This is a genomic window from Halarchaeum salinum (genome assembly GCF_039520965.1).
Taxonomy (GTDB): Archaea; Halobacteriota; Halobacteria; order Halobacteriales; family Halobacteriaceae; genus Halarchaeum; species Halarchaeum salinum.
This window is the reverse complement of sequence record NZ_BAAABL010000033.1, coordinates 84,151-109,833: the sequence shown is the minus strand read 5'-3', so window position 1 is coordinate 109,833 and position 25,683 is coordinate 84,151. Positions and strand designations below refer to the sequence as shown.

Annotated in this window: 29 protein-coding genes and 1 tRNA gene; 10 read left to right on the top strand and 20 right to left on the bottom strand. The window is 67.8% G+C overall.

Going from position 1 to position 25,683, the window contains the following annotated elements; translation table 11 throughout:
* Positions 1 to 2: 2 nt before the first annotated feature.
* The 5 genes from ABDZ36_RS03780 to ABDZ36_RS03760 all read right to left on the bottom strand — a co-directional run bounded on the left by ABDZ36_RS03780 (position 3) and on the right by ABDZ36_RS03760 (position 4,150).
* Positions 3 to 545, bottom strand: coding sequence for an NUDIX hydrolase (locus ABDZ36_RS03780; protein ID WP_211311592.1), 543 nt, complete (start codon positions 543 to 545; stop codon positions 3 to 5).
* A 93-nt stretch (positions 546 to 638) separates the two neighbouring features.
* Positions 639 to 1,055 (bottom strand): DUF5809 family protein, encoded by a 417-nt coding sequence (locus tag ABDZ36_RS03775; protein ID WP_211311593.1) that lies wholly within the window; start codon positions 1,053 to 1,055, stop codon positions 639 to 641.
* Between the two features lie 23 nt (positions 1,056 to 1,078).
* A complete protein-coding gene (locus ABDZ36_RS03770; protein ID WP_211311594.1) occupies positions 1,079 to 1,546 on the bottom strand; it encodes a DUF5810 domain-containing protein in 468 nt (155 codons plus the stop codon).
* 44 nt (positions 1,547 to 1,590) lie between these two features.
* Positions 1,591 to 2,061 (bottom strand): ribosomal protein S18-alanine N-acetyltransferase, encoded by a 471-nt coding sequence (gene rimI, locus ABDZ36_RS03765; protein ID WP_211311595.1) that lies wholly within the window; start codon positions 2,059 to 2,061, stop codon positions 1,591 to 1,593.
* A gap of 100 nt (positions 2,062 to 2,161) precedes the next feature.
* Positions 2,162 to 4,150: an aconitate hydratase gene (locus tag ABDZ36_RS03760; protein WP_211311596.1), complete on the bottom strand. Its 1,989-nt coding sequence runs from the start codon at positions 4,148 to 4,150 to the stop codon at positions 2,162 to 2,164.
* 179 nt (positions 4,151 to 4,329) lie between these two features.
* On the opposite strand from ABDZ36_RS03760, the gene ABDZ36_RS03755 reads away from it, so the two are divergent.
* Positions 4,330 to 4,845, top strand: a complete 516-nt coding sequence (locus tag ABDZ36_RS03755; RefSeq protein ID WP_343749213.1) for a deoxyuridine 5'-triphosphate nucleotidohydrolase — start codon at positions 4,330 to 4,332, stop codon at positions 4,843 to 4,845.
* 191 nt (positions 4,846 to 5,036) lie between these two features.
* Positions 5,037 to 5,468: a DUF5807 family protein gene (locus tag ABDZ36_RS03750; RefSeq protein ID WP_211311598.1), complete on the top strand. Its 432-nt coding sequence runs from the start codon at positions 5,037 to 5,039 to the stop codon at positions 5,466 to 5,468.
* 63 nt (positions 5,469 to 5,531) lie between these two features.
* Here the strand turns inward: ABDZ36_RS03750 and ABDZ36_RS03745 are convergent, their stop codons facing one another.
* Both ABDZ36_RS03745 and ABDZ36_RS03740 read right to left on the bottom strand, forming a co-directional pair.
* On the bottom strand, positions 5,532 to 6,632 hold the full coding sequence (locus ABDZ36_RS03745; protein ID WP_211311599.1) for a DHH family phosphoesterase: 1,101 nt from the start codon (positions 6,630 to 6,632) through the stop codon (positions 5,532 to 5,534).
* A gap of 37 nt (positions 6,633 to 6,669) precedes the next feature.
* Positions 6,670 to 7,125: a universal stress protein gene (locus tag ABDZ36_RS03740; RefSeq protein ID WP_211311600.1), complete on the bottom strand. Its 456-nt coding sequence runs from the start codon at positions 7,123 to 7,125 to the stop codon at positions 6,670 to 6,672.
* Between the two features lie 76 nt (positions 7,126 to 7,201).
* Here ABDZ36_RS03740 and ABDZ36_RS03735 point away from each other — a divergent pair, with 76 nt between their 5' ends.
* Positions 7,202 to 7,654, top strand: coding sequence for a universal stress protein (locus ABDZ36_RS03735; protein WP_211311601.1), 453 nt, complete (start codon positions 7,202 to 7,204; stop codon positions 7,652 to 7,654).
* On the opposite strand, the gene ABDZ36_RS03730 is transcribed toward ABDZ36_RS03735, so the two are convergent.
* Both ABDZ36_RS03730 and ABDZ36_RS03725 read right to left on the bottom strand, forming a co-directional pair.
* Positions 7,633 to 8,190: a GNAT family N-acetyltransferase gene (locus ABDZ36_RS03730; RefSeq protein WP_211311602.1), complete on the bottom strand. Its 558-nt coding sequence runs from the start codon at positions 8,188 to 8,190 to the stop codon at positions 7,633 to 7,635. The genes ABDZ36_RS03735 and ABDZ36_RS03730 overlap by 22 nt on opposite strands.
* Positions 8,187 to 8,555: a universal stress protein gene (locus ABDZ36_RS03725; protein WP_211311603.1), complete on the bottom strand. Its 369-nt coding sequence runs from the start codon at positions 8,553 to 8,555 to the stop codon at positions 8,187 to 8,189. Before ABDZ36_RS03725 ends, ABDZ36_RS03730 begins: the two co-directional genes overlap by 4 nt.
* A 114-nt stretch (positions 8,556 to 8,669) precedes the next feature.
* Here ABDZ36_RS03725 and ABDZ36_RS03720 point away from each other — a divergent pair, with 114 nt between their 5' ends.
* Positions 8,670 to 8,942: a WNWW family protein gene (locus tag ABDZ36_RS03720; RefSeq protein ID WP_211311604.1), complete on the top strand. Its 273-nt coding sequence runs from the start codon at positions 8,670 to 8,672 to the stop codon at positions 8,940 to 8,942.
* A gap of 27 nt (positions 8,943 to 8,969) precedes the next feature.
* On the opposite strand, the gene ABDZ36_RS03715 is transcribed toward ABDZ36_RS03720, so the two are convergent.
* The 4 genes from ABDZ36_RS03715 to ABDZ36_RS03700 all read right to left on the bottom strand — a co-directional run bounded on the left by ABDZ36_RS03715 (position 8,970) and on the right by ABDZ36_RS03700 (position 15,378).
* Positions 8,970 to 9,545 (bottom strand): acetate uptake transporter, encoded by a 576-nt coding sequence (locus ABDZ36_RS03715; protein WP_211311605.1) that lies wholly within the window; start codon positions 9,543 to 9,545, stop codon positions 8,970 to 8,972.
* Between the two features lie 2 nt (positions 9,546 to 9,547).
* Positions 9,548 to 11,533, bottom strand: coding sequence for an acetate--CoA ligase (gene acs / locus ABDZ36_RS03710; RefSeq protein ID WP_211311606.1), 1,986 nt, complete (start codon positions 11,531 to 11,533; stop codon positions 9,548 to 9,550).
* A 79-nt stretch (positions 11,534 to 11,612) separates the two neighbouring features.
* Positions 11,613 to 13,328, bottom strand: coding sequence for a bacterio-opsin activator domain-containing protein (locus ABDZ36_RS03705; RefSeq protein ID WP_211311607.1), 1,716 nt, complete (start codon positions 13,326 to 13,328; stop codon positions 11,613 to 11,615).
* A gap of 115 nt (positions 13,329 to 13,443) precedes the next feature.
* Positions 13,444 to 15,378, bottom strand: coding sequence for an acetate--CoA ligase (locus tag ABDZ36_RS03700; RefSeq protein WP_211311608.1), 1,935 nt, complete (start codon positions 15,376 to 15,378; stop codon positions 13,444 to 13,446).
* A gap of 127 nt (positions 15,379 to 15,505) precedes the next feature.
* On the opposite strand from ABDZ36_RS03700, the gene ABDZ36_RS03695 reads away from it, so the two are divergent.
* The 5 genes from ABDZ36_RS03695 to ABDZ36_RS03675 all read left to right on the top strand — a co-directional run bounded on the left by ABDZ36_RS03695 (position 15,506) and on the right by ABDZ36_RS03675 (position 18,515).
* Complete coding sequence (locus ABDZ36_RS03695; protein ID WP_211311609.1) at positions 15,506 to 16,795, top strand: MBL fold metallo-hydrolase; 1,290 nt, start codon at positions 15,506 to 15,508, stop codon at positions 16,793 to 16,795.
* 378 nt (positions 16,796 to 17,173) lie between these two features.
* Entirely contained in the window at positions 17,174 to 17,833 is a 660-nt protein-coding gene (locus tag ABDZ36_RS03690) for a DUF7119 family protein (RefSeq protein WP_211311610.1), read from the top strand.
* A gap of 45 nt (positions 17,834 to 17,878) precedes the next feature.
* A tRNA-Lys gene (locus ABDZ36_RS03685) sits at positions 17,879 to 17,952 on the top strand.
* Between the two features lie 101 nt (positions 17,953 to 18,053).
* Positions 18,054 to 18,263 (top strand): DUF8123 family protein, encoded by a 210-nt coding sequence (locus ABDZ36_RS03680; RefSeq protein WP_211311611.1) that lies wholly within the window; start codon positions 18,054 to 18,056, stop codon positions 18,261 to 18,263.
* Positions 18,264 to 18,515, top strand: a complete 252-nt coding sequence (locus tag ABDZ36_RS03675; protein ID WP_211311612.1) for a glutaredoxin family protein — start codon at positions 18,264 to 18,266, stop codon at positions 18,513 to 18,515.
* On the opposite strand, the gene ABDZ36_RS03670 is transcribed toward ABDZ36_RS03675, so the two are convergent.
* From ABDZ36_RS03670 to ABDZ36_RS03655, 4 genes are read right to left on the bottom strand one after another with little or no spacing between them, the layout of a single operon-like run.
* Positions 18,512 to 18,697 carry a DUF8120 family protein gene (locus ABDZ36_RS03670; protein ID WP_211311613.1) on the bottom strand — a complete coding sequence of 62 codons (186 nt, stop codon included), beginning with the start codon at positions 18,695 to 18,697 and terminating at the stop codon, positions 18,512 to 18,514. The two genes, ABDZ36_RS03675 and ABDZ36_RS03670, sit on opposite strands and share 4 nt — an antisense overlap.
* A gap of 10 nt (positions 18,698 to 18,707) precedes the next feature.
* Positions 18,708 to 20,108 (bottom strand): cytochrome b, encoded by a 1,401-nt coding sequence (locus tag ABDZ36_RS03665; RefSeq protein ID WP_211311614.1) that lies wholly within the window; start codon positions 20,106 to 20,108, stop codon positions 18,708 to 18,710.
* 4 nt (positions 20,109 to 20,112) lie between these two features.
* Complete coding sequence (locus ABDZ36_RS03660; protein ID WP_211311615.1) at positions 20,113 to 20,775, bottom strand: QcrA and Rieske domain-containing protein; 663 nt, start codon at positions 20,773 to 20,775, stop codon at positions 20,113 to 20,115.
* A gap of 2 nt (positions 20,776 to 20,777) precedes the next feature.
* Positions 20,778 to 21,359: a hypothetical protein gene (locus tag ABDZ36_RS03655; RefSeq protein WP_211311616.1), complete on the bottom strand. Its 582-nt coding sequence runs from the start codon at positions 21,357 to 21,359 to the stop codon at positions 20,778 to 20,780.
* Between the two features lie 171 nt (positions 21,360 to 21,530).
* Here ABDZ36_RS03655 and ABDZ36_RS03650 point away from each other — a divergent pair, with 171 nt between their 5' ends.
* Positions 21,531 to 22,220 carry a plastocyanin/azurin family copper-binding protein gene (locus tag ABDZ36_RS03650; protein WP_211311617.1) on the top strand — a complete coding sequence of 230 codons (690 nt, stop codon included), beginning with the start codon at positions 21,531 to 21,533 and terminating at the stop codon, positions 22,218 to 22,220.
* Between the two features lies 1 nt (position 22,221).
* On the opposite strand, the gene ABDZ36_RS03645 is transcribed toward ABDZ36_RS03650, so the two are convergent.
* From ABDZ36_RS03645 to ABDZ36_RS03635, 3 genes are all read right to left on the bottom strand, one after another.
* Positions 22,222 to 23,826, bottom strand: a complete 1,605-nt coding sequence (locus tag ABDZ36_RS03645; RefSeq protein WP_211311618.1) for a tryptophan--tRNA ligase — start codon at positions 23,824 to 23,826, stop codon at positions 22,222 to 22,224.
* Positions 23,827 to 23,829: 3 nt separating this feature from the next.
* A complete protein-coding gene (endA, locus tag ABDZ36_RS03640; protein WP_211311619.1) occupies positions 23,830 to 24,861 on the bottom strand; it encodes a tRNA-intron lyase in 1,032 nt (343 codons plus the stop codon).
* Between the two features lie 69 nt (positions 24,862 to 24,930).
* The gene (locus tag ABDZ36_RS03635; RefSeq protein ID WP_211311620.1) at positions 24,931 to 25,659 is read right to left on the bottom strand and encodes an endonuclease NucS domain-containing protein; all 729 of its coding nucleotides are present in this window, start codon (positions 25,657 to 25,659) and stop codon (positions 24,931 to 24,933) included.
* Positions 25,660 to 25,683 lie beyond the last annotated feature (24 nt).

The following is a 25,683-nucleotide window of genomic DNA, read 5'->3' as shown; positions in this document are numbered from 1 at the left end:
GGTCAGTCAAGATAGCCGTCCGCACGCGCGAGGAGAACGCCCTCGATGGTGGCGTCGTTCGCCGGCTGCTCGCGGGCGCGGGCGAGCGCCTCGTCGGCGGGAACGCGCGTCACCGTGAGGAACTCGTTGTCGTCGAGGTCCCGTTCAGTCTCCGTGAGGCCGTCAGCGACGACGATACCGCGCTCGTGGCGCAGGACGCCGGTACTGCACGCAAATGTTTCGAGGAGCGTGACGTCGTCGGCGAGGAGGCCGGCTTCCTCGCGGAGTTCGCGGCGCGCGGCCGCCTCATACCCTTCACCGTCCTCGACGATCCCGGCGACGAGTTCGAGGCAGTGTTCGCGGATGACCGGGCGGTACTGCTCGACGAACACGACGTCGTCGCCGTCGATCGCGAGGACGACGACGGCGGCCGGGAGAGCGGCCCAGTAGTAGTCCTTCTCGGTGCCGTTCGGTTGCGTCACACGGTCGTAGCCGCCGGTGTACCAGCCGGTCTCGTACTCGGTCACGCGCTCGACGACGGGCCACGGGTCGGCCGTCCAGTTCATACGCCTGCGAGATCGGGCCAGCACAAAGCCGTGAGGAATCCGGCATGTCACACGCTCAAGCGACGTTCGCGTCCTCGTGCCACCGAAACGGACCTAGACGACGTCGCTGTAGAAACGGCCGTGGACGATCCGCCGCAGGGTCGCGACGGCTGCGTCCGGTTCGTTCTGGTACGTCGCCACGACCACCGTGTCCGCGAACGGGACGACGTGCCAGACGGCGTGATCGACATTGTCGCTCCCGTTCTCCCGGACGTCGAGGTCGGGGTGGGTCTCGCGGAAGGTCTCGAACTCCTCATAGGTGCCGACCGAAACGACGAGGAGCGACGCGAACAGCGCGTCGCGCGCCGTCTCCACGACGTCGCTCGTGACGCGCTCGCGGTACTCCTCGCGGTCGAATCCCATCGCCTTCGCCGTCTCGCGGCTCACCGTCTGTGCGGCCGAGCCGAGTTCGCGATACTGCTCGCTCGCCACCGTCTCCGTCTCCGGGGCCAGAAATCCGCGTTCCTCCATACTGGAGACACGGACGACGGACCCTACTCGGTTTCGCCTTCGGGTCCCGGCGACTCCGACTCGTCCGGCGACTCCTGCTGGTCGTCGCCCGCCTGCTCGCGGGTCGTTTCACTCCCCGCTCGCCCGTCCGGCGGTCCGTCGCTCTCGCTCGGACCGCCCGTCATCTCCCGGGTCATCTCCGCGGCCTCCTGCAGAATGCGCTGTGCCTCGGCATCGAGCGCCTCGCCGCCCGCGCCGGCACCGCCGCGATCCCCGTGGTCGTGGGCGTGGCCCTCAGCGGGATGCGTGTCGACCTCGAAATCGACCGTTTCAGCGTGGCCGGTGACGCGCGGTGCGAGGTCCTCGGTGCCGCCTTCCTCCCACCCCGGCGCGTGCTCGTCGAGCCACGACTCGTGGGCGTCGTCGCCCGTGACCGCGGCGAACGCGAGGTGATCGGCGAGATGCTCGGCGTCGGGGACGTGCTCGTCACAGACCGGACAGGCATAGCCCATGCGTCCACGAACGGGACACGACGGCAAAAATCCGCGGCGATCACTTAGAGGCGCGCGACCATCACGAACGCGTCCTCGCCGTCGGAGTAGTACCGGGGCAGCGTCCGAAGGTACTCGAAGTCGAACTCCCGGTAGAGGGAGATCGCGGCGTCGTTCGAGCGCCGAACTTCGAGTTTCGCGCTCTGGACCCCCTGTGTCCGGAGCACGCCGAGTCCGCGGGAAACAAGGGTACGGCCGAGCCCTTCCCCCCGTACGTCCGGGTGGACTGCGACGTCCTTCACATGGCCGAGCGGGCGTCCGTGATTCGGGATCGTATCGGCGACCACGTAGCCCACGACGCCGTCACGGGGATCGTCCGCGACGAGGAACCCCGGATCCCCGAGATGGCCCTCGAACGCCGAGAACGGCCACGGCTGTTCGAAGGACTCCTTTTCGATCCGAAAGACGTCGAGGAGGTCCTCCCGCCTCGCCTGGCGGACACCATCGTGCTCGACGCGGTTGGCGGCCGACCTCACGTCGAAGACTATCGGACGAGGGACTATGTAGTCTATGGCCCGCGGCGGCGCGGTCGCTGCACGGCGTACGAAAGAAGCGGAGAAGAGAGAACCGAAGGCGTTAGTCGTCCGCGGGCGTCGCGCCGCTGTCACCCTCGCCGTACTGCTGCTTCGTCAGCGAGAGTTTGCCACCGGCGGCGAGAATACGACGCTCGCGCTCGGACGCATCGAGGTAGCCGGTCGCCTCCCAGTCGTCGTTCACGCGGACCGTGAACTCCTCCTGGCCGGACTTGACGGCTTCCTCGACGTCGTCGACGATCTCGACGTCGTCACCCTGGTCGATCTTCGCGTACGTCTCCTCGTCGATGGTGAGCGGGAGGAGGCCGAAGTTGAACAGGTTCGCCTTGTGGATGCGGGCGAAGGACTGCGCGAGCACGCCCTCGATACCGAGGTACATCGGACAGAGGGCCGCGTGTTCACGCGAGGAGCCCTGCCCGTAGTTCTCGCCGGCGACCAGGAAGCCGCCGTCGGACTGCTTCGCGCGCTCGGCGAACGTGTCGTCGACGCGCGAGAGCGTGAACTCGGAGAGCTTCGGGACGTTGGAGCGGAACTTCAGGATGTCCGACGTCGCCGGGATGATGTGGTCCGTGGTGATGTTGTCCTCCATCTTCAGGAGGGCTTCACCTTCGAGGTGCGCGTCGAGCGGGTCCTTCAGCGGGACATCGCCGATGTTCGGGCCCTTGATGAGGTCGTCGTCGATGGCCTCGTCGGGCGCGATGATGTCGGGGTCGTCCTGGCCCATGCCGGGGCTGTACGTCTCGCCCATCTCGAGGCCGGGTGCCTCGAGGTCGCCGAGTTCATCCGCGAGGTCGCGCGGATCGACGATTTCGCCCTTGATCGCGGCGGCCGCCGCGACCTCGGGGGAGCAGAGATAGACGGAGTCGTCCTCGATACCGGAACGACCCTCGAAGTTGCGGTTGAACGTCCGCAGGCTGACGGAGTCCGAGGCGGGCACGTGACCGATCCCGATACACGCACCACAGGTCGCCTCGCTGAAGTTGACGCCGGCGGCCATCATCTCGGCCGTCCAGCCCTCGCGGGCGAGCATCTCGGAGGCCTGCTTGGAGCCGGGCGCGACGATGAGCTCGGTGTGCTTTGCGACCTCGCGGCCCTCGACCATCTTCGCGGCCGGGAGGATGTCCTCGTAGGAGCCGTTCGTACAGGAGCCGACCATGACCTGCTCGACGTCCTCGCCCGCGACCTCGCGGACCGGAACGACGTTGTCGGGCATGGAGGGCTGCGCGATGAGCGGTTCGAGGTCGGAGAGGTCGATGGAGACCGTGTCCGCGTACTCCGCGTCCTCGTCGGGCTGGAGCTCGACGTACTCGTCCTCGCGGCCGATGCGGGAGAGCCAGTCCTTCGTCTTCTCGTCCGTCCCGAAGATGGAGGACGTCGCACCCAGCTCGGTACCGAGGTTCGTGATGGTGGTGCGCTCGGGGATGGTGAGGGACTCCGCGCCCTCGCCCGTGTACTCGAAGATCTTGCCGACGCCGCCCTTCACGGAGAGGCGACGCAGCATCTCGAGTGCGATGTCCTTCGCGGTCGCCCACTCGGGGAGCTCGCCCTCGAGCTGGACGTTGACGACTTCCGGCACCTCGACGTAGTAGGGGCCGCCGCCCATCGCGACGGCGATGTCGAGGCCACCCGCACCGATCGCGAGCTCGCCGAGCCCACCGGGGGTCGGCGTGTGGCTGTCGGACCCGAGGAGGGTCTTGCCGGGCGCGGCGAAGTTCTCCTTGTGGACCTGGTGGCAGATGCCGTTGCCGGGCCGGGAGAAGTACGCCCCATAGGTGCCCGCGGCCGACCGGAGGAAGCGGTGGTCGTCCGTGTTCTTGAAGTCGAACTGGTAGGTCTGGTGGTCACAGTACTGCGCGGCGAGCTCGGTCTGGACTTCGTCGAGTTCGAGCGCTTCGAACTGGAGCCAAACCATCGTGCCCGTGGTGTCCTGCGTGAGGACCTGGTCGATCTCGATCCCGATCTCCTCGCCGGTCTCGAGTTCCCCTTCGACAAGGTGGTCGTCGAGGATTTTCTCCGTCAGCGTTTGTCCCATAGCACCCGAAAGTCGGAAGCCGACGACTATAAATCCCGCGTGTTTGTGCATCCCGTAGACGCCCGAGAAACGCGGCGTCCGACCGTGATTAGCGTGTGTACGACCGATGGGGAGAACGGCGACGAGCGGACGCGAGACGCGTTCTTCGTAGAATTTCGTGACAGAGGCGCACGAGCGAAATCGACAGACAGTTACTCCGCCCCTCGACAGAGAACGACATGTTCGAAAGCGGTGCGTACGTCGCCGATGCGCTCGGCGACGTCGACGACGAACAGGTCCAGCCGAACGGCGTCGACCTCACCCTCGCGCACGTTGAGGCACAGCGCGATCCCGGACGCATCACGACCGACGGCAAGACCATCGGCGCGCGAGGGAAGGTCGCGACGGTCGAACGCGACGGCCGCGAGCTCTACGAGCTCGACCCCGGCTACTACGTTGCCGGGTACGCCGAGACCGTCCGCGTTCCCGAGGGCCACGTCGGCTACGTCTATCCGCGCTCCAGTCTGATGCGCAACTCCTGCATGCTCCACACCGCCGTCTGGGACGCCGGCTACGAGGGCAAGGGCGAGGGGCTCCTCGAAGTCGGCCACTCAATCGAGATCGAGCGCGGCGCGCGCTTCGCGCAGTTCGTCCTCGCCGACGCCGAGCACGTTGGCGAGTACGACGGGAGCTACCAGGGCGAAGGCGTCGAGTAGCGGAGGAGGGGAACGGGCGCGAAGAGCGCTCATGATAGCCTCCCACGACTACCGTCGTGCGCTTTCTCCTCGATTTCGTGTAAGGTCGCCGTCGGACGACCGAGCACGCAAGCGGGCTCCAAGCCCGCGAGTGAGTGCGGACTTCGAGGCGAACGCACGCCGTTTTTCTTGCACGAGCGGGTAGAAGGGGTATGACCGATAGGTACACCGAGTTCCTCGCCGGCGAACGCCACGAGGACGTCGCGCTCTACCTCACCGAGGACGTCGTCGACAACGTCGCGAGCCTCGCGGATCGCGACGACGCCGTCGCGCACGATGACGGCGTCGTGCTCGTCGTCGATGGCGATCGCGGCCGGAGCGTCTTCCAGAAGACGACGGGCATGGCCGCGATGGAGTTCGCCCAGGAGGCGATGGGTGCGGACGGCCACGTCGATCGCGACCTCGCGGGGGGCGACTGTCCCGAGGCCGGCGACGGCGAGGACCACGACGTCGCGTTCGTCTTCGCGTTCACCGAAGCGCAAAACGAAGAGGTCGGCGGGCTCTACGCCGAGGGCGCGGTCGTCCACGCCTACGCACACTGCGAGTGTGGGGCAAGCTACTCGGAACGCTGGCTGTGTGAGTAACGCGGAGCCGTAGGCTCCGTGGCAAGACGAACGGGGAGCGACGCGAGTAGCGCGCTACGCGTCCTATTCGTCGGCGCTCTCCGCGGGTTCGTCGGGGAGCGTGCGGAAGGCGTTGAGGATGACTTGAGTGGCGACAGCGCCGCCGGTCGTCCAGTGGTTCGCGTAGTCGAGCATGTCGTCGTAGATGTCGGGCTTGCAGCCGGCGGCCTGCGGGTGGCCGCCGCCGTTGACCTGCCGGGCGACCTCGTGGCAGCGCTCGAACTCCTCGCTCCCGCGGATGGAGGCCGAGCCCGCGGGCTTGACGATGACGGCGGCAGCCGCGCCCTGCTCGCGCAGCGCGTCGGCGACCTCGTTTTGTGAACACCGGCCGTAGGTGACGCCGACCGTCACGGGTTCATCGGCGACGTAGACCTCGCGGAGCTCGGCGCGCGAGAGGGCCTTATCGATTAGCTCGCGCTTCTCGACGCGCTCGGTTTCGAGGAACTCGAGAACTTCGGCGGGAAGGTCGGGACCGTGTTCGCGGACCGTCTCGACGTACTCCTCGTCGTCCGCGCGGTGCGAGTAGTCGGAGAGGTCGTCGCTGCGCGGGTCCTCCTTGATCCAGAGGTCGTGATCGCGGGTGACGGCCGCGAGTTCGACGAGGTGACGGGGGAGATCGGCATCGAGGGAGCGCACGGCGACGTCAGCGGTACACTCCTCGTCGGAGTCGCCGACGACGAGGTCGACACCGGCCGCCCGGACCTGTTCGGCCGCGTCCTCGGTCCACTGGTGGTGGTCGTACCAGTGGACGGCGCTCGCGTGCGCGACGAGGCGTTCGAGCTCCTCGCGGACGTACGCGTATTCATCGGGACAGAGGTCACAGACGTAGACGGTGACGCCCGCGGGGGCGTACTCGGCGGTGCGTTCGAGTCCCTCCTCGAGGTTGTGCGGGCCGGCGGGGACGATCGCGGCGTCGCCGTGGACCTCACGGACGAGCGCGGCGCAGGCGAGGCCGTCGGCGTCAGGATCTGCTACCACGACCACGTCCGCGCCGTCGAGGCGCTCGCGTAGCTCGCGCTCCGTTTCGGCTTCCGAGACGTCGTCCGGGACGAAAAAGCCCCGCCCCGGGAGACGGGATTTGCGTTCGAGCGAGAGGGTATCGTCGTCGATGACCCGGTCTTTCATACTGAGAGAAGCGCGGGGAGGGAGAAGAACCCGGCGGTTAGGCGGCCTCGTCGGCGTCGGCCGCCTCGTCGGTTTCGAGACGCCGCACCGTCAACACGGGGACGGGCGAATCCCGGACGACGCGCTCGGCAACCGAGCCGATGAGCAGGCGGTTCTCGCCGTGGCGGCCGCGCGTCCCCGTCGCGACGACGTCTGCGTCTCTCTCGCGGACGTACAACAGGATCTCGTCGGACGGTCGGCCCTCGCGGACCGCGGTAGTCACCGGCCCATCGGCGCGCTCGGAGACGTCCGCGAGGGCGTCCTCGGCGCGTTCGGCGAGTGCGTCCGCCATCTCCGCGCGGAGGTCGTCCGGGGTCGTATCGAGCGCCGCGGTGTCCACGACGGAGAGGGCGTGAACGTCGGCGTCGAAGCGGGCGGCGAGGTCGAGGGCGGCGTCGATCGCGCGACCGACGCTCTCCGACCCGTCCGTGGCGACGACAACGGTGTCGATCATGTGCGGGACGTCGCCGCGTCCGCACTTAACTCCACTCCTCGGTGGGCTTTTGGTGGCGGCCGCCGGAGACGCCGACATGAGCCTCGAAGTCGGGACGGTCCTCGTCCCCGTCGACGGGAGCGACGCCGCCGGGACCGCCGCCGAGTACGCGGTCGCCGTCGCCGAGCGCTACGACGCCGACGTGCACGCGCTGTTCGTCCTCGGCGACGACGTCGCGCGAAGCATCGCGGACGGCGACAGCGATGAAGACGGGATCGCGGACGCACACCAGTCGTTCCTCGACGACGTCCGCGCGCTCGCCGACGACGCGGGCGTCCCAATCGGGACCTCCGTGATGCACGGCTTCTCGACGCGACGCAAGACCCACCATCCGGGGAGCGTGATCCTCGACTGCGCCGACGACGTCGACGCGGACTTCCTCGTCATGCCGCGCGAGGCGCGTTCGAGCGTCGACCCGCCGGGCGCGGTGCTGGAGAAGGTCGCGGAGTACGTGTTGCTCTACGCGAGTCAGCCCGTGCTGTCCGTCTGAACGGACACCGTCGAGAGGTCCATCTCCATCTCGATCTCGAAGCTCTCGGCGTTCATCGTCTCGAAGCCCACCTTCTCGTAGAGCGCGATCGCCGCGTGGTTCCACCGCTCGACCGTCAACCAGACGTGGCCGACGCCGTTCACCGCGCCGTAGCCGAGGAGGGTGCGGATGAGCCGCGTGCCGACGCCACACCCCTGAGAGTCCTGGTGAACGAAGATGGCGAGCTCGTACGCGTCGTCGCCGTCCGGGACGAGCGTCGCGTGGCCGACCGCGTCGTCGCCGTGCCACGCCACGACGTTGTACGCGTCGCCGCCGACGAGCGTGTCGAGCCACGAGCGCACGCGGTCCTCGCCGGTCGGCGGGATCCCCTGCGCGCGCATGCTCGGATCGAAGTCGTCGTACATCGCGACCAGCGACTCGATCCCGTCGTCGTCGGTCGAGGCGAGCGATCGCACCTCGATCTCGCGTCCCTCGCCGTCCTCGAAGGCGTGGGGCGGCGTCGGGAACGGGCCGGGCGCGTCGGTATCATCAGTCATCGGACCAGTGTGACGGTGACGGGCGCGTTCAGCAGGACGAACTCGGAGATGTGGCCGAGTCGGATCTTCCCCATCGGACTCCGTTCGCCACCGCCGAGGACGACCTGTTCGAAGTCCTCGTGGCCGGCGAGCTCGACGAGTTCGCTCCCCGGATCGCCCGTAAGGTGGCGGACGTCCGCATCGAGTCCCGCCTCCTCCAACACCGATGTCGCGTGGTCGATGACCTCGTCGGCGGAGCGCTCGCTCTCGGGGTTGTCGAGGACGGCGACGGTGAGCTCGTCGCCCGCCTCGACGGCGCGCTCGACCGTGCGTTCGAGGGCGTCGAGCGAGTCGTCGCTCCCACCGATGCCCAACAGCACTTTCATGAACGATACGTCACCCCGGCCGCGCAAAAGCCTTTCCGGCACGCCGGACGCGAATCTCGGGGGGCACTGTGGGCGTGGCGCAGACTCTTGACCGATGAGGACGTCGACGGGGATATGCGAGAACCGGCCGCGTTCGCGGACGCGCTCACGGTGTTCTCGGGAAGTGACGCAGAGCGGGCCGCCGTCGCACGACTGGCGGCGGACCTCGCCGCGAGCGGCCGCTACGAGCGCGACACCGGCCGCGAACTCACACCTCCGGAAGTCGTCGAACACCTCGGCGACGCGCCCGCGGAGCGCGTGGCGTCGCGGTGGAACTGGTGGATCGGCAGTCTCGATCTCGCCTACGGTGAGTACGCCGAGTTCGTCGTGCGTCGATGGCGAGAGTAGCGAGCCGGAAACGGGGGGTCGTGCGGGTTAGTCGCTCAGCGGCGCGCTTCCGATGGGGACCACGGTACGGTCCCACGCCCAGTTCGCGACCTCCGCGAACGAGGTGTACATCGCGAGCAGGCCGGTAAGGATACCGACGTAACCGCCGAGGGTTCCCGTCCCGAAGCCGAGGTCGCCGAGGCCGAGCAGCAGGAACGTGATGGTCAGCGTGAGGAACACGGACCAGAGCGCCCAGTTGAGCTTGAACGTCGCGATCCACATGTAGGCGGTGAACAGCCCCCAGAGGAGGAGGGCCGCGCCGACGGTGGCCGCGTTGAGGGAGAGCCAGCCGTTGCCCGCGAAGAGCACGAGCAGGCCGAACCACCACCAGAACGCGCCGTAGCTACTGAACGCCGTGTAGCCGAACGTGTTTCCTTCTCTGTACTCGAGGAGGCCGGCGAACATCTGGCAGGTCCCGCCGAACGCGAACGCGAGCGGGAGGACGACGGACTCGCCGGCGCTCGGCAGGATCCCGCCGTTGACGAGACTGAGGAGAACCGTCGTCAACCCGAAGGCGACGAGGCCGAGCGGTGCGGGGTTCGCGGTGTCGGTGTTAGCAGGCATGATCACTCACCTCGGACTTCAGCTTCGATGTCACGGACGATCTCGGGGTTCCGTAGCGTCGACGTGTCGCCGAGCTCCTCGCCGTCCGAGATCTCCTCGAGGAGGCGGCGCATGATCTTCCCGGAGCGGGTCTTCGGGAGCTCGGGCGTGAAGACGATCCGCTCCGGCCGTGCGATCGGCCCGATCTTGTCCTCGACGGCATTCTCGATGTGCTTGCGGACCGCCTCCTCATCGTCGACACCGCTCTCGAGGATGACGTAGGCGTGGATGGTCTCACCCTTCACGTCGTGGTCGGCACCGACGACGGCGGCTTCGGCGACGTGGTCGGCGGAGACCACGGCGGACTCGATCTCCATGGTTCCGAGGCGGTGTCCGGAAACGTTGACGACGTCGTCGACGCGTCCGACGACGGTGATGTAGCCGTCCTCGTCGACCTTCGCGCCGTCCTCGGGGAAGTAGACCCAGTCCTCGGGGTCGTCGCTCTCGGTGTCGGAGTATTCGGCCCAGTACTCCTCGATGAAGCGCTCGTCGTTGTTGTAGAGCGTCCGAAGCATCCCGGGCCACGGCTTCTGGACGGTCAGATAGCCGGCACCGCCGGCAGGTACCTCCTCACCGTCGCCGTCCACGACCTGCGCGTCGACGCCGGGAAGGGGCGGGCCGGCACTGCCCGGTTTCATGTCGTTGACGCCGGGGAGCGTAGTCACCATGTGACCGCCAGTCTCAGTCTGCCACCAGGTGTCGACGATCGGGCACTCCTCGCCGCCGATGTGCGTGTAGTACCACTTCCAGGGTTTGGGGTTGATCGGTTCGCCGACGGTGCCGAGGAGGCGCAGGCTGGAGAGGTCGTGGCGCTCGGGGTACTCCGCACCCCACTTCATGAACGAGCGGATCGCCGTCGGTGCCGTGTAGAACTGCGTGACGTCGAGGTCGTCGACGATCTCCCAGAAGCGGTCCTGCTCGGGGTAGTCGGGGGCCCCCTCGTACATCGTCGTCGTCGTGCCGAGGGCGAGCGGGCCGTAGACGATGTAGGAGTGCCCGGTGATCCAGCCGATGTCGGCCGAGCAGAAGTAGGTGTCTTCCGGCTTGACGTCGAGGACATTCTGCGAGGTCCACGCCGTCCACGCAAGGTAGCCGGCGGTGGTGTGTTTCACCCCCTTCGGCTTCCCGGTGGTGCCGGAGGTGTACATGAGGAAGAGCATGTCCTCGGCGTCGCGCTCGACCGGTTCGACCGTCGCGCCCTCGTGTGCCGCCATCAGGTCGTCGTAGTCGTGTTCGTCCGCCCGCAGGTCGTGTCCGTGGCCGTCGTCGCCGAGTCGGTCGACGACGACCGTCTCGACGTCGTGATCGACGTCCGCGACGCCCTCGCGGGACTTCGAGAGGTGATCAAGGGGGTCGCCGCGGCGATAGTAGCCGTCCGCCGTGATCAGATACTCGGAGTCGGCGGCGTTCATCCGGTCGGCGAGTGCCTCCGCGGAGAAGCCGGCGAAGACGACGGAGTGGGGCGCACCGATGCGCGCGCAGGCGAGGAGCGCGACGGGGTGAGCGGCGACCATCGGCATATGCATCGTCACGACGTCGTCCTCGCTGACGCCGAGATCGCGCAGCGCGGCGGCGAACTCGTTGACCTCTCGATGGAGTTCCCCGTAGGTGATCGAGCGGTTCGACTCGTCCGTCGGTTCGCCGACCCACTCGATGGCGACCTCGTCGGCGCGCTCGGGGAGGTGGCGATCGACACAGTTGTACGAGGCGTTCAGCGTCCCGCCGGTGAACCACTCGTAGAACGGCGGATTCGAGTCGTCGAGCACCGTCTCGTAGTCCTCGTCCCACGAGAGCAGATCGGCGGCCCCCTCCCAGCAGTCGGGCCAGTTCTCCTCGAACTCCTCGTAGATCCCCGCGTCCGTGACGTTGGCCTGCTCGACGAACGATGCAGGCGGCTCGAACACGTCCTGCTCCGCGATTCTCGTTTCGAGGTTGGTTTCCTCTGTCATACCACTACGTAGCACTCGAAGCTATTATAATAAACGTTCATACTAATTAGTTCAGCCCGACCGGATGGCTGCAAGCGCGCTACGACAGCGAGCCGAAGAGGGCGGTGAAAACCTTCTGTTGGGCCTTGCGGAGGTGGTTGTGCAGCGTCGGTGCCGAGACGTCCATCGAGTCGGCAATCTCCTCGGCGGTGCTGCCGCGCGGCCACTGGAAGTACCCCGCGAAGTAGGCCGCCCGGAGCGTCGAGCGCTGTTTCTCCGTGAGATCGCGCTCCAGCGTCCGATGGACGTCGCCCGGCGAGGTCGGCTGTGTGGCCTCGCGTTTGGCCTGAAACGAGACCTCGGGATACGCCGACGTGACATCCTCAACGACCGCTCGGACGTCCGTCTGCGTCGAGAAGACGGCGGCGATGCGCGCGACGCCGTCCGCCGCCGTCAGCGACGCCACCGCGCCGCCGGATCGGACGATTGCCGCGACCGGCGCAGCGGGGCGGAGCACGAGTTCCAGTTGCGCGTGGTCGCCCGCGTCGCGAATGAGGCGGACGTCGGCGACCGTCTCGGCCGCACCGACCCGATCGAGGAGGGCGTCGATCGACACCTCGCCGGCCGCCACGAAGCAGAGGAGCGACTGATCACCCATGGGGACGATCCCGTCGAGCTCCAGCCGGCAGTCGAGGTCACGCGACGCCGCCGCGAAAACGGACCCACCGGTCGCCTCGAACACCAGCTCGACGCCCGTATCGGAGAGCAATTGCTCCTTGCGCTCGGTCGCCGCGACCGCCCAGCCGACGCGCCGGCCGGCATCGACGAGTGCACGCCGGAGGCCGTCCGCCGGCGTCGAGGGGCCGACGACGACACAGAGGAGACCGTGCACCCGGTCGCCGGCGCGGATCGCGCTGGCCGCTAACGTCCGGTCCGCCCGCCACGTCTCGGCATCGAGTTCCCGCTCGACGAACCGAACGCCGCCCTCGACGTCGAGGAGGGCGGTCTCCTGAAGCATGTCGGTGATCGCCGCGCGGGCGTCTGGGTCCTCCACGTCCGCTACCGCCCGGATCTCGCCGCGCTCGTCGCAGATCGCCGTCGGCCCGCACACTGCCGCGATCGCCTCACACGCCCGTTCCTCGACAGCCGGCCGGCTCGCTGCGCCCGCCAGCGCCGTCCCGAGAGCCGCCGCCGTCTCCGCGAACACCGACCCGTCGAAGTGCTCGGAGCCGGGGTCGTCTCGTGGCGCATCGTCCACGGACGCGTTCGCGTCGTGCAGTGCGGCAGCGATCTCCTCACGGGACGGGGGCTCGACGTACGGCTCCAGACTCCCGAGGCTGGACCAGCCGCCCGCAGCCCGCACGATCCGAGCATCGACGCCGTCCCGCGCGAGAAGTCTGCGGGCGAAATGCGCGCGGAGGTCGCGCGTGGAAGCCCGGGAGAGGCGGTCGTCATCACCGTCCGCGGCGCGCTGTGCCGCCTCCGCGACCAGCATCTGGAGGCGGCGCGGCGTCACCTCGAAGAGCCGGTCGTCGTCACCGATATCGGCTGCATCCGCGTACTTGCGTATCGTCGCCGCGACATCCGGGGGGGCGTACGCGTCCCGCGCGTCGTCGTCCCCGGGAACGACGAGAAAGTCGTGGTCGGCCTCGGTCCGGATGAGATCACCGAGGCGGAGGCGCGCGATCTCGCCGGGTCGCAGGCCAACGCGCCCGCAGAGCGTCACGAGGAGCTCCACGCGATACGAGTCGGCCGCACGGAGGAGTCGCTCGTACTCCGCCGTCGTGAGCGCGTCGTCGGCCGACGGATCACCCATCTCAGTTCGTTCTCCACAGTACCGCGAAATAAGTGTTGTGCGGTCGACGGCGTCAGCACACCGAGAGAGAGGTGTCGGACGATCCGTCCAGTCAGTGTCGTTTCGCGGTTACACGCTACTCCGAAACGCTGTCGACGATCGATTCGAGCTCGCCGACGATTTCGGGGTTACGGAGTGACCCCGTATCGGAGACCGCCTCACCGTCCGCGATCCGCCGGAGGTGGCGGCGGAGCACCTTCCCGGAACGGGTCTTCGGGAGATCCGGCGTGAACACGACGACATCCGGCGCTGCGAACCCGCCGATCGCGGCCGCGACGGCCTCGCGGACGCGCTCGCGCAACGGCGAGACGGGGCCCGCGTCGCGCTGCGGGGTGACGTACGCATAGAGGGCGGTGTCGCGTTGCGGTCCCTCGACGCCGACGACGGCAGCCTCCGCGATGCCCTCGACGCCGACGATCGCGGCCTCGATCTCGCGCGTCCCGAGTCGCCGCCCTGCGACGTTGAGGGCGTTCCCCTCGCGGCCGAGGAGCCGAATGTATCCGTCCGCACCGACAGCCGCGGCGTCGCCGGTGACGTAGCGCCAGTCCGCGGGAGCCTCGCCCGTCGATTCGCCGAGGCCGACGGCCATACCCGGGCAGGGGCGCGTGAGGACGAGCGACCCCGCCTCGCCCGCATCGACCGACGTCCCGCGCGGACCGAGAACGTCGGCGGAGACGCCCGGAAGGGGCGGGCCGGCGGCTCCCGGCCGCATCGGGTCGACGCCGGGCAGCGTGGAGACGAGGATCCCGCCGGTCTCGGTCTGCCACCAGGTGTCGACGATCGGGCACTCCCCGTTTGCGATGTGATCGTAATACCACCGCCACGTCGTCTCGTCGACCGGTTCGCCGACGGTGCCGAGGAGGCGCAGGCTGGAGAGGTCGTGGCGCTCGGGGTACTCCGCACCCCACTTCATGAACGCCCGGATGACCGAGGGCGCGGTGTAGAAGACGTCCACGGCGTTGCGCTCGACGATCCCCCAGAGGTGGTCGCGCTCCGGGTAGTCCGGCGTCCCCTCGTACAGTACCGTCGTCGCCCCGAGCGCGAGCGGGCCGTAGACGACGTAGGAGTGGCCGGTGATCCACCCGACGTCCGCCGAGCAGAGGTGGGTGTCCCCGGGTTCGAGGTCGAGGACGGCGTGGGACGTCCATGCGACCTGCGCGAGGTAGCCGCCCGTCGTGTGGCGGACGGCCTTCGGGCGGCCGGTCGTCCCCGAGGTGTAGATGACGAAGAGCGGGTCGGTCGCCTCGCGGGGGACCGGATCGACCGTCTCGCCGCCGTACTCGTCCACGAGCGTCGCGTACTCGACGTAGTTGTCCCCATAGGTCCGGTCGTCGTCGAGGCGATCGACGATGAGCCGATCGACCGACTGCGGGACGTCGAGGCAGGCGTTGTCCGCCTTCCGTTTCAAGTCGTGGGCCGTTCCGCGCCGGTAGTAGCCGTCGCAGGTAAGCAGACACGTCGAGCCCGTGTCGGCGAGGCGCATGGCGAGGGCGTCGGCCGAGTAGCCCGCGAAGACGACGGAGTGGACGGCCCCGAGGCGCGCGCACGCGAGCATCGTCACGGGGAGTTCGGGGAGTACCGGCATGTACGTCGTCACGACATCGCCCGCCTCGACGCCGCGAGCGCGGAGGGCGGCGGCGAGTGCGTTCACCTCGCGGTAGAGGTCGTGGTAGGTGTACGTCCGGGTCTCGCCGAGGCATCCCTCCCACTTGAGGGCCGCGTGGCTCTTCCGGCCGGCCTCGACGTGTCGATCGACGCAGTTGTACGACGCGTTCAGCGTGCCGCCGGCGAACCAGTCGTAGCCGTTCGCAGCGTCCAGCACGCGGTCATACGGCGACGTCCAGTCGAGGAAGTCAGCCGCGCGGTCCCAGCACTCCGGCCAGCGCTCCGCAAACGCGTCCCGAAGCGATCCATCGGTGACGTTCGCTCGCGCGACGAACGACGCGGGCGGGTCGATCGGCGTCCCGTCCGCGGCAGACGAACGGCCCGTGGAGGACGTACCCTCGTTCATGTGGCGGTGGCTCGCTCGCACGTACGGTGCCCGACGACTAAAGTCGGGAGGGTCGGGGTTCGGTGCGCGTCGAGACGCCCGCGGGGATCAACGGGTCCAAGCCCCGCGCGCGAGTAGCATCCGACGAATGGACGTACGGTTCCTGGGTGGGGCGGACGCGATCGGCCGGAGCGCCCTGCTGGTGAACGACTCGCTCCTCATCGACTACGGCCTCGAAGGCGGGACACCGGCCCGGACACCGCCGGACGTCGAGCCTGACGCCGTCGTCGTCTCGCACGCCCACCTCGATCACGTCGGCGCGGTGCCGAGCCTCCTGAACGGCGAGCGCCGACCGCCGATCCACTGGACGCCGCCGACGCGCGAACTCGCCGACCTCCTCGCGCGCGACACCCTGAAGCTGCAACGGGATCGCTACGATCGGCCGTTCACCCGCGCGGAGATCGGCAAGCTCGGCGAGGTCTCACACACGCACGGCTACGGCGAGCCCTTCGAAGCGGCGGGCCACGAGGTCACGTTCTTCGACGCCGGCCACATTCCGGGCAGCGCACACGTCCTCGTCGACGAAGCGGGATCGGGTCCTGCCAGCAGTCGGACGGGATCCGGCGACGACGGCGACACCAGATTGCTCTACACGGGCGACTTCCACACCGCGGACCAACGGTTGCTCTCGGGGACGACGGCGCGGCCCGAGGCGGACGTCGTCGTCTGTGAGAGCACGTACGCGGACGTCACGCGTGGCGATCGACACGAGACGGAGCGGCGGTTCGCGCGCGAACTCCGCGAGACGGTGCACCGCGGCGGAACCGTCGTCGTACCCGCGTTCGCAGTCGGGCGCACACAGGAGGCGATGCTCGTCTGTGCGGCACACGACATCGACTGCTACGTCGACGGGATGGGCATCACGGTAGCGGAGCGGCTGCGGCGCGTCGAGGAGTTCCTCCGCGATCCAGCGGCGTTCCGCGCGGCGATGGGGAACGCCCGCTTCGTGACCGGCGGGCGCGGTCAGAAGAAGCGCATCGCCGAGCAGAACGCCGTCATCATCACGACGAGCGGGATGCTCACCGGCGGGCCGGCGATGACGTACGTACCCGAGATCCGGGGGAATCCGACGAACCTCGTCGCGTTCGTCGGCCATCAGGTCGCGGGGACGCCAGGTCACAATCTGCTCGAACGGGGCCGTGCCGAGTTCGACGGTCGCGTCCTCCCGGTCGCGGCGCGCACCGACTCGTTCGACTTCTCCGCCCACGCGGATCGCGACGGGCTCCGCTCGTTCCTCGACGCCTACCGCGACGCACGCGTCTTTACCGTGCACGGCGATGCGACCGAACGGTTCGCCGCCGACCTTCGTGCGGACGGCTACGACGCGACGGCACCGCGTGCGGGCGACACGGTGACCATCGAGGCGGGACAGCTGTAAAACGGAGAACCGGTTTTTGCTGCCGGTATCGGGTCCAGTCGGCTCGCCAGGTAATCGGTACCCGGCCAGATACCGGTCGTGCGTGTCCATGAGCTGTCGTTCCAGTCGTTTCGCGACGATCACCAGTCCGTCGCCGATAGGGGCGAGAACAACCACTACCCGGAAGCAAAGGCGGGTAGTGCGTCCGAAGCGGCGTTTATACCCGTGGACATCCTACGAGAGGGCACATGGCAGAGACGAAAACCGACGCCGGCCGCGACGGAGACGATCATCTCGACGACGTCGAGCCGGGGGCAGGGTGCACCGAGATTTGGGAGCACCTCAGCGAACGCCGCGCCGAGGAGTAGAGATTTATATTGGCCACGTTTTACCAGTAGTATGAGCGACGGGTCAGAGATCCCGCCGACGGACCGCGAATCGCCGGTCGGGCGACCCGTCATCCGCGGTGACGAGCGTGTCGCCGGCGAGCGCGCGCAGGAAGCCGTCGAGTTCGATCCCGACGACCCGGAGAGCGTCGCGGAAGCCGCCGAGACGGTCGCCTCGTTCGCCGATGGCGACCTCGGCGACGACCGGTTCTACATGCTCCGCGGGGCAGCGGCCTGCGCCGCGCTCGTGCGCGCCGAAGGCTCGTACAAGGCCGCAGCCGAACGCGCCGGCGACGGCGTGACTGTCTCGTTCATCCGGAAGTGGGCACGCGTGCACGACCTCCCGCGTCCCGTCCGCCGACACGTCGCCGTCGGCCACATCGCCCCGACCGCCGCGAAGCACATCGCGCGCGTCGGCGGTGAGGCACGCTATCAGCTCGCGTTCGCCGCCATCGACAACGACCTCACGGTCCGCGAGGTGCGCGCGATCGCGAGCGAGGTGAACGACGGACGACCCATCGAGGAAGCGCTCCGCGAGCGCGGCGTGACGCCAGGCGAACTCACCGTCTCGCTCCCACTCGACACGTATCGAGAGCTCAGACGACGAGCCGCCGTCGAGGACGTGACCCCCGGGAGCGTCGTGACCGACGCGCTCGAACAGTATCTCGAATAGCGGGATGATAAACGTTTAACGCCGCGGCCCCCACGTATCCGATGAGGGCCGATAGCTCAGTCCGGCAGAGCGTCTGGCTTTTAACCAGACGGTCGCGTGTTCAAATCGCGCTCGGCCCGCTTTCGTTGTAAACGACGTGAAGCGAAGCGGCCGGCTATTCGAGTCGGTGTGCCAACCGCATCCGGTAGCGTTAGGGGCGACGACGCCAAGAGGTACGGATATGACAGCAACCCTCGCTGGCTACGACCCGTTCGACGCGCTGGGGACCGTCCTCGGCGTCTACCTCGCACTCGCCGCGCTCGCGACACTCGTCGGGATGCCGTGGCAGTACACCGGCGGCGCGGCCGTGATGGTCATCCAGATCGTCGGCTGCGTGCTCACGTTCCTCGTCGGTGCCGCACTCCTCGCACTCGTCTACCGCACCGAGTAGATGGCCGTCGCGGTCACCGTCTACCGGCGCGATAACTGTCTCCTCTGTATCGAAGCGGAGCGGACCATCGAGCGCGTCGTCGACGACCTCGACACAACGGTCGACGTGACCACGTACGACGTGGACGACGATTCCGAGCTCGAAGCGGCGTACGGCGAGCGCGTCCCGTACGTGACGGTCGAGGGCGGCGTCAGCTTCGAGCACCGCGTGGACGAGGAGCGATTCCGCGCGGCCGTCGAGAACGCCGCTTAGTTCTCGTTGGCTGGGTCGAGAAAGACCGTGGCGACGCCGAGCGCGACGCCGAGCACCCCGCAGACGATTTTCAGCGGGCCGTAAAGCGCTCCCGGAACGAGCGCGAGCGTCAGCAACACCAATCCGAGGAGCTTCGTCACGCGATCGAGCAGGCGATAGCGACGCGGCGAGAGGGGGGGCATCGAGAGAGGGTTAGTCGTCGGAGGTCGCCGTGTTCGCCGTGTCGGTGTCGTCGTCGGTCGGCACCGCGTTCGACGACTCGCGGCGTTCGACCCCGCGCTTGAGGACGAAATAGGTGATGATCCCCCAGACGATCGGGACGATGATCGTCGCGTAGAGCAGGTAGTTCGACGCGACCGCGGTGTCCACACGGAGGAGCGTCCCGACGGTTGAGTTCATCGCGGCGATGGAGAGCATGATGATGAACGTGATCGAGCCGACGCCGACGGCCGTCTGGAACGGCCGCTTGATCGGGTCGGCGGTGAAGTGGACGGCCTCCTTCTTGTAGTCGATGAACGGCCAGGCGATGAGCACCGTCGCGATGATGCCCGGCGCGACAACGCCGGCGACGAACTCACCACGCGGGATGAAGCCCGGAATGACCTTCAGGATGCCGAACACCCACATGAAGTACCAGTCAGGTGCGACCCCCGCGGGCGTACTGAACGGGTCATTCGGCCCCCAAACGGGGAGGCGCTGTACGGGGAAGAAGCCCGCGAGCAGCGCGAGCATACCGAAGACGGAGAGGAACACGATGAGGGTCACCGCGATCTGGTTCGGAACGAGGGGGACGCCAGTGACGATCGACTCGTCGTCAGCCTCGACGTCGGCCTCCTCGTCGCGCGACCCCTCCTGGTCGGTGTGCTTCTGCCGAATGAGCAGGAGCATGTGGACGGCGATGAGGCCGCCGATGATGAGCGGGAGCAAGAAGACGTGGTAGAAGAACATCCGTGGGAGGATGACCGCGGCGTTGTCCGGCCACATCCCGCCGAAGAGGATCTTCGTCAGCGTCTCGCCGATGACCGGGATGGAGCCCGCGACGGTAAACCCGATCCCAGTCGCGGTCGCCCCGTACTCGTCGAACGGGAGCGCGTACCCCATGAACCCCTCGCCGATACCGAGGAAGAGCAGGGTCGAACCGACCACCCAGTTGAGCTCGCGCGGGTTCCGGTAGGCGCCGCTGAAGAAGACCCGAAGCATGTGGAGGCCCATCGCGGCGACGAAGAGGTAGGCGCCCCAGTGGTGGACCATCCGGATGAACATCCCCATCGGGACGTCGTACGTGATGCGGAGGACGGACGCGAACGCCATCGGGACCTCCGTGCCGGCGTACCCGGCGACGATGCCCTGGTAGGTGGTGTCCGCAGCGCCCGGACGGTAGAGCATCCCGAGGAACGTCCCCGTCAGGACGAGAATAACGAAGGTGAACAGCGAGACTTCACCGAGCAGGAACGACGCATAGCGGTCCTCTGGGAAGGCCTTCCCGAGGAATTCCTCGTTCAGGTCGAGGCGATCGTCGAGCCAGTTGTAGACCCGGCTCTGCTCGTACTTCTCTGCGTCCTCCGACTCGTCGGATTCGGTGATCGTGCTCATCGATCTACTCCACCCCGATGTGGGCCTCGAACGGCCCCGTCGCAATAATCAGTTGGTCCCCCTCCTCAGCGATGCCGACCGGGAGCTGTGGGAGCGGGCGCGGCGCTGGGCCACCGACGACTTTCGCGCCCTGAAGCGGGTTGAAGACGCTCTGGTGGCACGGGCAGAGGAAGTTCTGGTCGTTCGGGCCAGTTCGTTGGGAGACCGTACAGCCGGCGTGCGTGCAGGTGGCTGAGTACGCGGAGTAGCCCTGTGCGGTCCCGTCGAGCATCGTCGGCTCCTCGTAGGCGTCCTGTGAGAAGCGCACGAGGAGCGTCGTCGCTATGGGGACCTTGAGCGCACCGCCGCCCTCCTTCTCGGGGAAGACCGTCATGCTCTCGCCGCTCCCCTGGGGAATCGCGTCGACGGTGACCGGGTTGCCTTCGCCGTCGACGACCCGCGTGCCCTGCGTGTAGAGCGTCTGGTAGTTGTAGTCGGGGCCGCCGGAGCGCGCGGACTCGTCGAGCCCATAGAGCCCGGTAACCGCGAAACTCCCGACGGCTGCCGCACCACCGAGCGCCGCGAAGAACTTGGCGGCGTTCCGCCGGGTCGATTGGAGGCGGTCCTCCTCGTAGTCGACGTCGGACTGTGCCTGGGCGTCGGTGTCGGTATCGTCGTTCGTGGACATGGTCAGTGGTCGCGTTCCTCCGCGACCTCGATGGTCGGCATGAAGTGTGTGTAGTACATCAGGATGGTCTCGGAGAGGGAGAACGCAAGGATTGCACCGTAGAACCCGAGGAACTGGTTCCGTGAGAGACCCATAACTTCACCGGCGAACAGCACGGCGAAGACGGCGCTCAGGAACGTGAACAAGCCTATGAGCCAGACGGCCCGGAGGCTAGCGTCCGCGGGATAGTACGCGATTATCCGTCTATGCGCGGTTTGCAGGAAGCTCGGCACGTACGGAAGCGAGTCACCCTGCTCAGGGTGGAGTGGCTCCGTTCGCCTCCCGACGTTGTGTGCGTAGCGCACCTGCGCGTAGAGCACACCGACGAGCGCGAAGAGCGCGAGCCACGAGACGATGCCGGCCGCGTAGACCGAGATTTCCGTGGGCATCGTCACGAACTGTCCCGTCGGTGCGAGTGAGACGTTCTCCCCTGCCTGTAGGGGAATCTCGTGGAAACTATTCCCTCCGCTCGCGATTGCGATGCCCCACATCGGCAGGAGCACGATGCCGATGAGCACCAGTATGATGGCCGTTTCGCGTCTCATTGTTTGGTTTCGAAGTCCCGGCGCGCTAGCGGCGCTCGGTACTCGTCGATATTCGAGTGTTACCCGGTTACGTACATCCTTGTTTCGGTTGTGCTCGGATGCAACCGCGAGCGCGCGACCGAAACACACTCAATCCGGGGTTGGATATATCCGTGTACGAACGGCGTTGTCATGAAACGGAGGCAGTTCATCACCAAGACGGGTGGCGCGGGGCTCGCCGCGAGCGGTATCGTCGGCTCCGCCGCCGCACAGGAGAGTGGCGGGGAGGACCCTCGGACGGGATCGGGTACGGAGAGCGACCCGTACGTCGTCGAGATGCGCACCGAGGGGTCGGAGTTCATCTTCGACCCGGTCGGGCTCTACGTCGAGCCGGGGGAGTACGTCCAGTGGGTCAACGCGAGCGGGAGCCACTCGGCGACGTCGTACTCGCCGTCGAACCCGCAGGCAAGTACGAGCCTCATCCCCGAGGATGCCGAGCCGTGGAACAGCGGCGTACTCGAAGAACAGGGTGCGACGTTCACCTACCAGTTCCAGGCGACCGGCACGTACGACTACTACTGCATCCCGCACAAGACGCTCGGGATGGTCGCGCGCATCGTCTGCGGCGAGCCCGGCGGTCCTGCCGCCGGGAGCGAGCCGCCGGACGCGGTCGGCAGCGGCGTCCTCCCGGACTCGGAGACGATCGTCGAGGAGAAGGCCCTCAGCTACCCGTACATCCCGGAGACCGGTGGCGGCCCGCTCCCCAGCCTCGCGCTCGGCGGTGCCGCGCTGTTCGGCCTCGGGAACGTCTACCTGCTGAGTCAGACGGATCGCTTCTCCGGCCGGTACAGCGAAGATACCACCGACGACACCGAAATCTAGATCAACGCCGTCGCGGCGATTCGAGTTCGATGTCCGCCGCCTCGAGCTGCTCTTCGACCTCCGCTCGCTTTTCCTGGTGCTCCGCTAAGAACTCGCGCATCAGCGTCGCCGCCTGCTCCTTACAGTCACCACAGAGGCGTTCGCCCTCGCGGCACTCCTCGTAGACGCGTTCTGCGAACTCGTCGTCGTCCGAGGCGAGGAGATAGGCGTACAGTTCGTACACCGGGCAGTCGTCCGGTTCGCCGCCGAGCTCGCGCTGCTCTTCAGCGCTCGTCCGACCGCCCGTCGTCGCCGCCTTCACCTTATCGTACCCCTCGTCGGGGTCGTCGAGGAGGCTAATGTGGCTCGCCGGAATGCTCGAACTCATCTTCCCACCGGTGAGCCCGGTCATGAAGCGGTGGTAGATGGAGGAGGGCGGGACGAAGCCGTACCCTCCATGGTCGACTTCGACCTCGCGGGCGAGGTCCTCGGCCGCCGCGCGGTCCATGTCGAAGCTGTCGACGTGTGCCTCGAAGACGCGTTTCTCACCCGGGACAGCGTCGATGAGCGCCTCGAAGGCGTCGTCGGTCGCGTTCCGGTCGAGGAATCGCACGCGCGGGCGGAGCGGCTCCATCCCGGCGTTGTTGAGCTTCGGGAGCACGGTCGTCTCCGGGTCCCCGGTCGTCACGGCGACGTGGTCGAGCGAGCTCGGTGCCTCCCACTCCACGGCGTCCATCCCGTCATCGAGCAGTTGCGCCGCGTGCAGACAGCGGATCGTCGTCTCCGCGGGTGCATGTTCGCGGAGCCGGGCGTATGCATCCCGAAGGACCGCGCGCTCCGCGTCGTCGTCGACCTCGAAGGACGCGAACGCCTCGGTGACGCCGAAATACCGCGTTCTGGCGGCGAGGTCGCGCGCGAAGCGGACGTGGGGGTCCTGGTCGGGGCCGACGGGCACGACGGTCGGCTTCGGCTCGTCGAGCTGCGGCGAGAGGATGTCCGCCATCTGCGTGACGACGGACTGCATGTGCGAGACGTCGGTCTCGCCGTCGAAGCCATAGATGGACTGGAACTCGGAGAAGTTGGCCTCGATCCCGAGTTCGAAGGCGAGGTCCTGCACGTCGCGGTTCGTCGACTGGCGATAGAGGGTGCCCTCGTCGGGGTCGAAGCCGAGTGCGAGCAGGCTGAGGAGGTAGTCCTTCGTGTGCTCGTCGATCTCCGCCCATGTGAGATCGCGCGCGGCGTGCGCTTCGAGGTCGGCGATGAGCGCCGTCGCGTCGCCCCCCTGCGCTTGGTGCCAGATGATCTCGTCGAACACCATCTTGTGGCCGATGTGGGGGTCGCCGGTCGGCATGAACCCGGAGAGCGCGGCGAACGGGGCGTCGTCCTGCATCGCCTCGAGGACGCGCCGATAGTCGCGGTGGCCGAAGATGATCGCGCGACGCATCAGGTAGTGGGGAGACGGAACGTCGCCGAGGACGTCCTCGAAGGACTCGATACCGAACTCCTCGAAGAGCTTGCGGTAGTCCGAGACGGTCGAGGAGCCCCACGGGTCGAGCGCGAGGTCGTCGGCACCGTCCGTCTCCGTCCCGCCGTCCGTCGCGGTCGTGTCCGTGTGGTCTGCAGTCATAAGTTAGGGCGTGAGTCGGCTCGCGGCGAGCCAGGTGATGTCGTCTCTGTGTGCCAGCGCAAAAACCATTCGCTTCCGCACACCGTGGGCGAGTCTGACGTCGAGCGCGAGGTCCCGCGGGTCGAAGAGGTGGTCGGATTCGAGACAGCGCACCAGCCACTCGGAGTGGCCGAGGTCCTCGACGTCCTCGACGTCGGCGTACGTGCGGAAGTCCGCGCCGAACTTGAAGCCAGTCTTGGGGACGAGGCCGCGATCGCGGAGTTCGCGATACGTGCGGAGTCGCCGGTCGAAGCGCCCACGTTCGACCGCGCGTCCGCGCTCGACGAGCGCGTTCACGCCGGCGTCACGCTCCGGGAGGACGAGGTCGCCCTCCGCGGCAAGGTATGCGGCCTCGACGAGCGAGAGTTGGACGGCGTCGATGTCGGACGCCCGACCGGAGAGCTCCTGCCCGTAGAACGCCGAGCGGTGGAGCGCCATCGGGGGGTCCCAGACGACGACGCGATCGTCGAGCAGGACGCCCTCGGCGGGGTCGTCGAGGTCGTATTCGGTATGTCCCTCGGGATCGACGCGTTCGGTTTCGAGGTATGTGAGTTCGGACTCCTCGTCGACGACGGCGAGCACGGTGTTGCCGAGTTCGTCCGCGGGGACGTCGGTGCGCTCGCCGACGACGCGGACGCGATAGGCGATTTCGTCGTCGCGTGGGCCCTTCCCGCGCGGGTAGACGACGAAATCCGCGGTCCCGGGTTCATCGACCCAGTCCTCCCGCGCAGGCGAGAGGTAGAAGCCGCGGTCGCGGAGGTCCATGTAGACGAGAAAGCGGGTGCTAAAGCCGCTATCGCCGGAGGCGAGGAACTCGCGGAACTCCATCCCGTCCACGGCGTCGAGTTCGCCGCGGAAGAGGAGGTGGGCCGCCTCGACGCGCGAGAGGGCGATCTCGTTCCCGTCGCGGGGCACCCCGTACCCGCTGGCGTCGTGGAACCGCTGGCGGGCGTCGTCACCGACGACGACGCGGTCCCCCCGAAGTTGGCCGTTCATACCGATACCGTCTGATTGCGGCGACCAAAGGGGCTACGGTGCGGTCCTCGCGTCCCGCCGGACGACACGCTACGGTGCGCGGGCCGGGCACGCCGTCGCGAGACAGCGCGTCCCACTCGGCGTCTCGAAGCGCGGTCCGCCACAGTCGCACTCGCCGACGACGGTTCCCGTCGGGATGGCGTACGCGTTCCCGCAATCCTCGCAGACGGTGCGAAGGGCGCTTCGCCGCTCGACGTGTAGCGTCCCGCCGCAGGCCGGACAGTCCCACGCGCCGTCGAATCGCTCGCGGACAGCCTCGTCGATCGACTCGCAGTAGCGATCGAGACAGACGTCGAAGACCGCGCCGCGTTCGACGCGGATCTCGGGCAACCCACAGTCATCGCAGCGCTCGTCGAGGACAGTCGCGTCCCGCGGCAGCGGATAACGCGCCCGACAGCCGACGCAGACGACGTCGCCGCGCGCACGCACGAGCGGCCCGCCGCAGTCCGGGCAGGTACCCACCTCGGGTCCCGCCGGCGTCACCGGCGCGAAGGTATCGAGCGTCGTCTCGTGGCTTTGCACGTCAAGGCGCTCGGTCCCGGAGCCCGCGACGAGCCGGACACCGTCGGCGTCGCTCGCGTAGCGGACAACGTCCGCGCGCGTCAGCCACGAGGCGGGTTGATACCCATCGGCGTCGTGGACGAGCACGGTGTTGTCGGGTTTGACGAGCACCACTACCTCGCCGCGTTTCTCAGTGCGCTCCTCGTCCTCGTAGGAGACAGTACAGTCGCCGGCCAGCACGCGGGTCGCATCCTGCATCGGGACGAAATGGCCCCGTCCCGC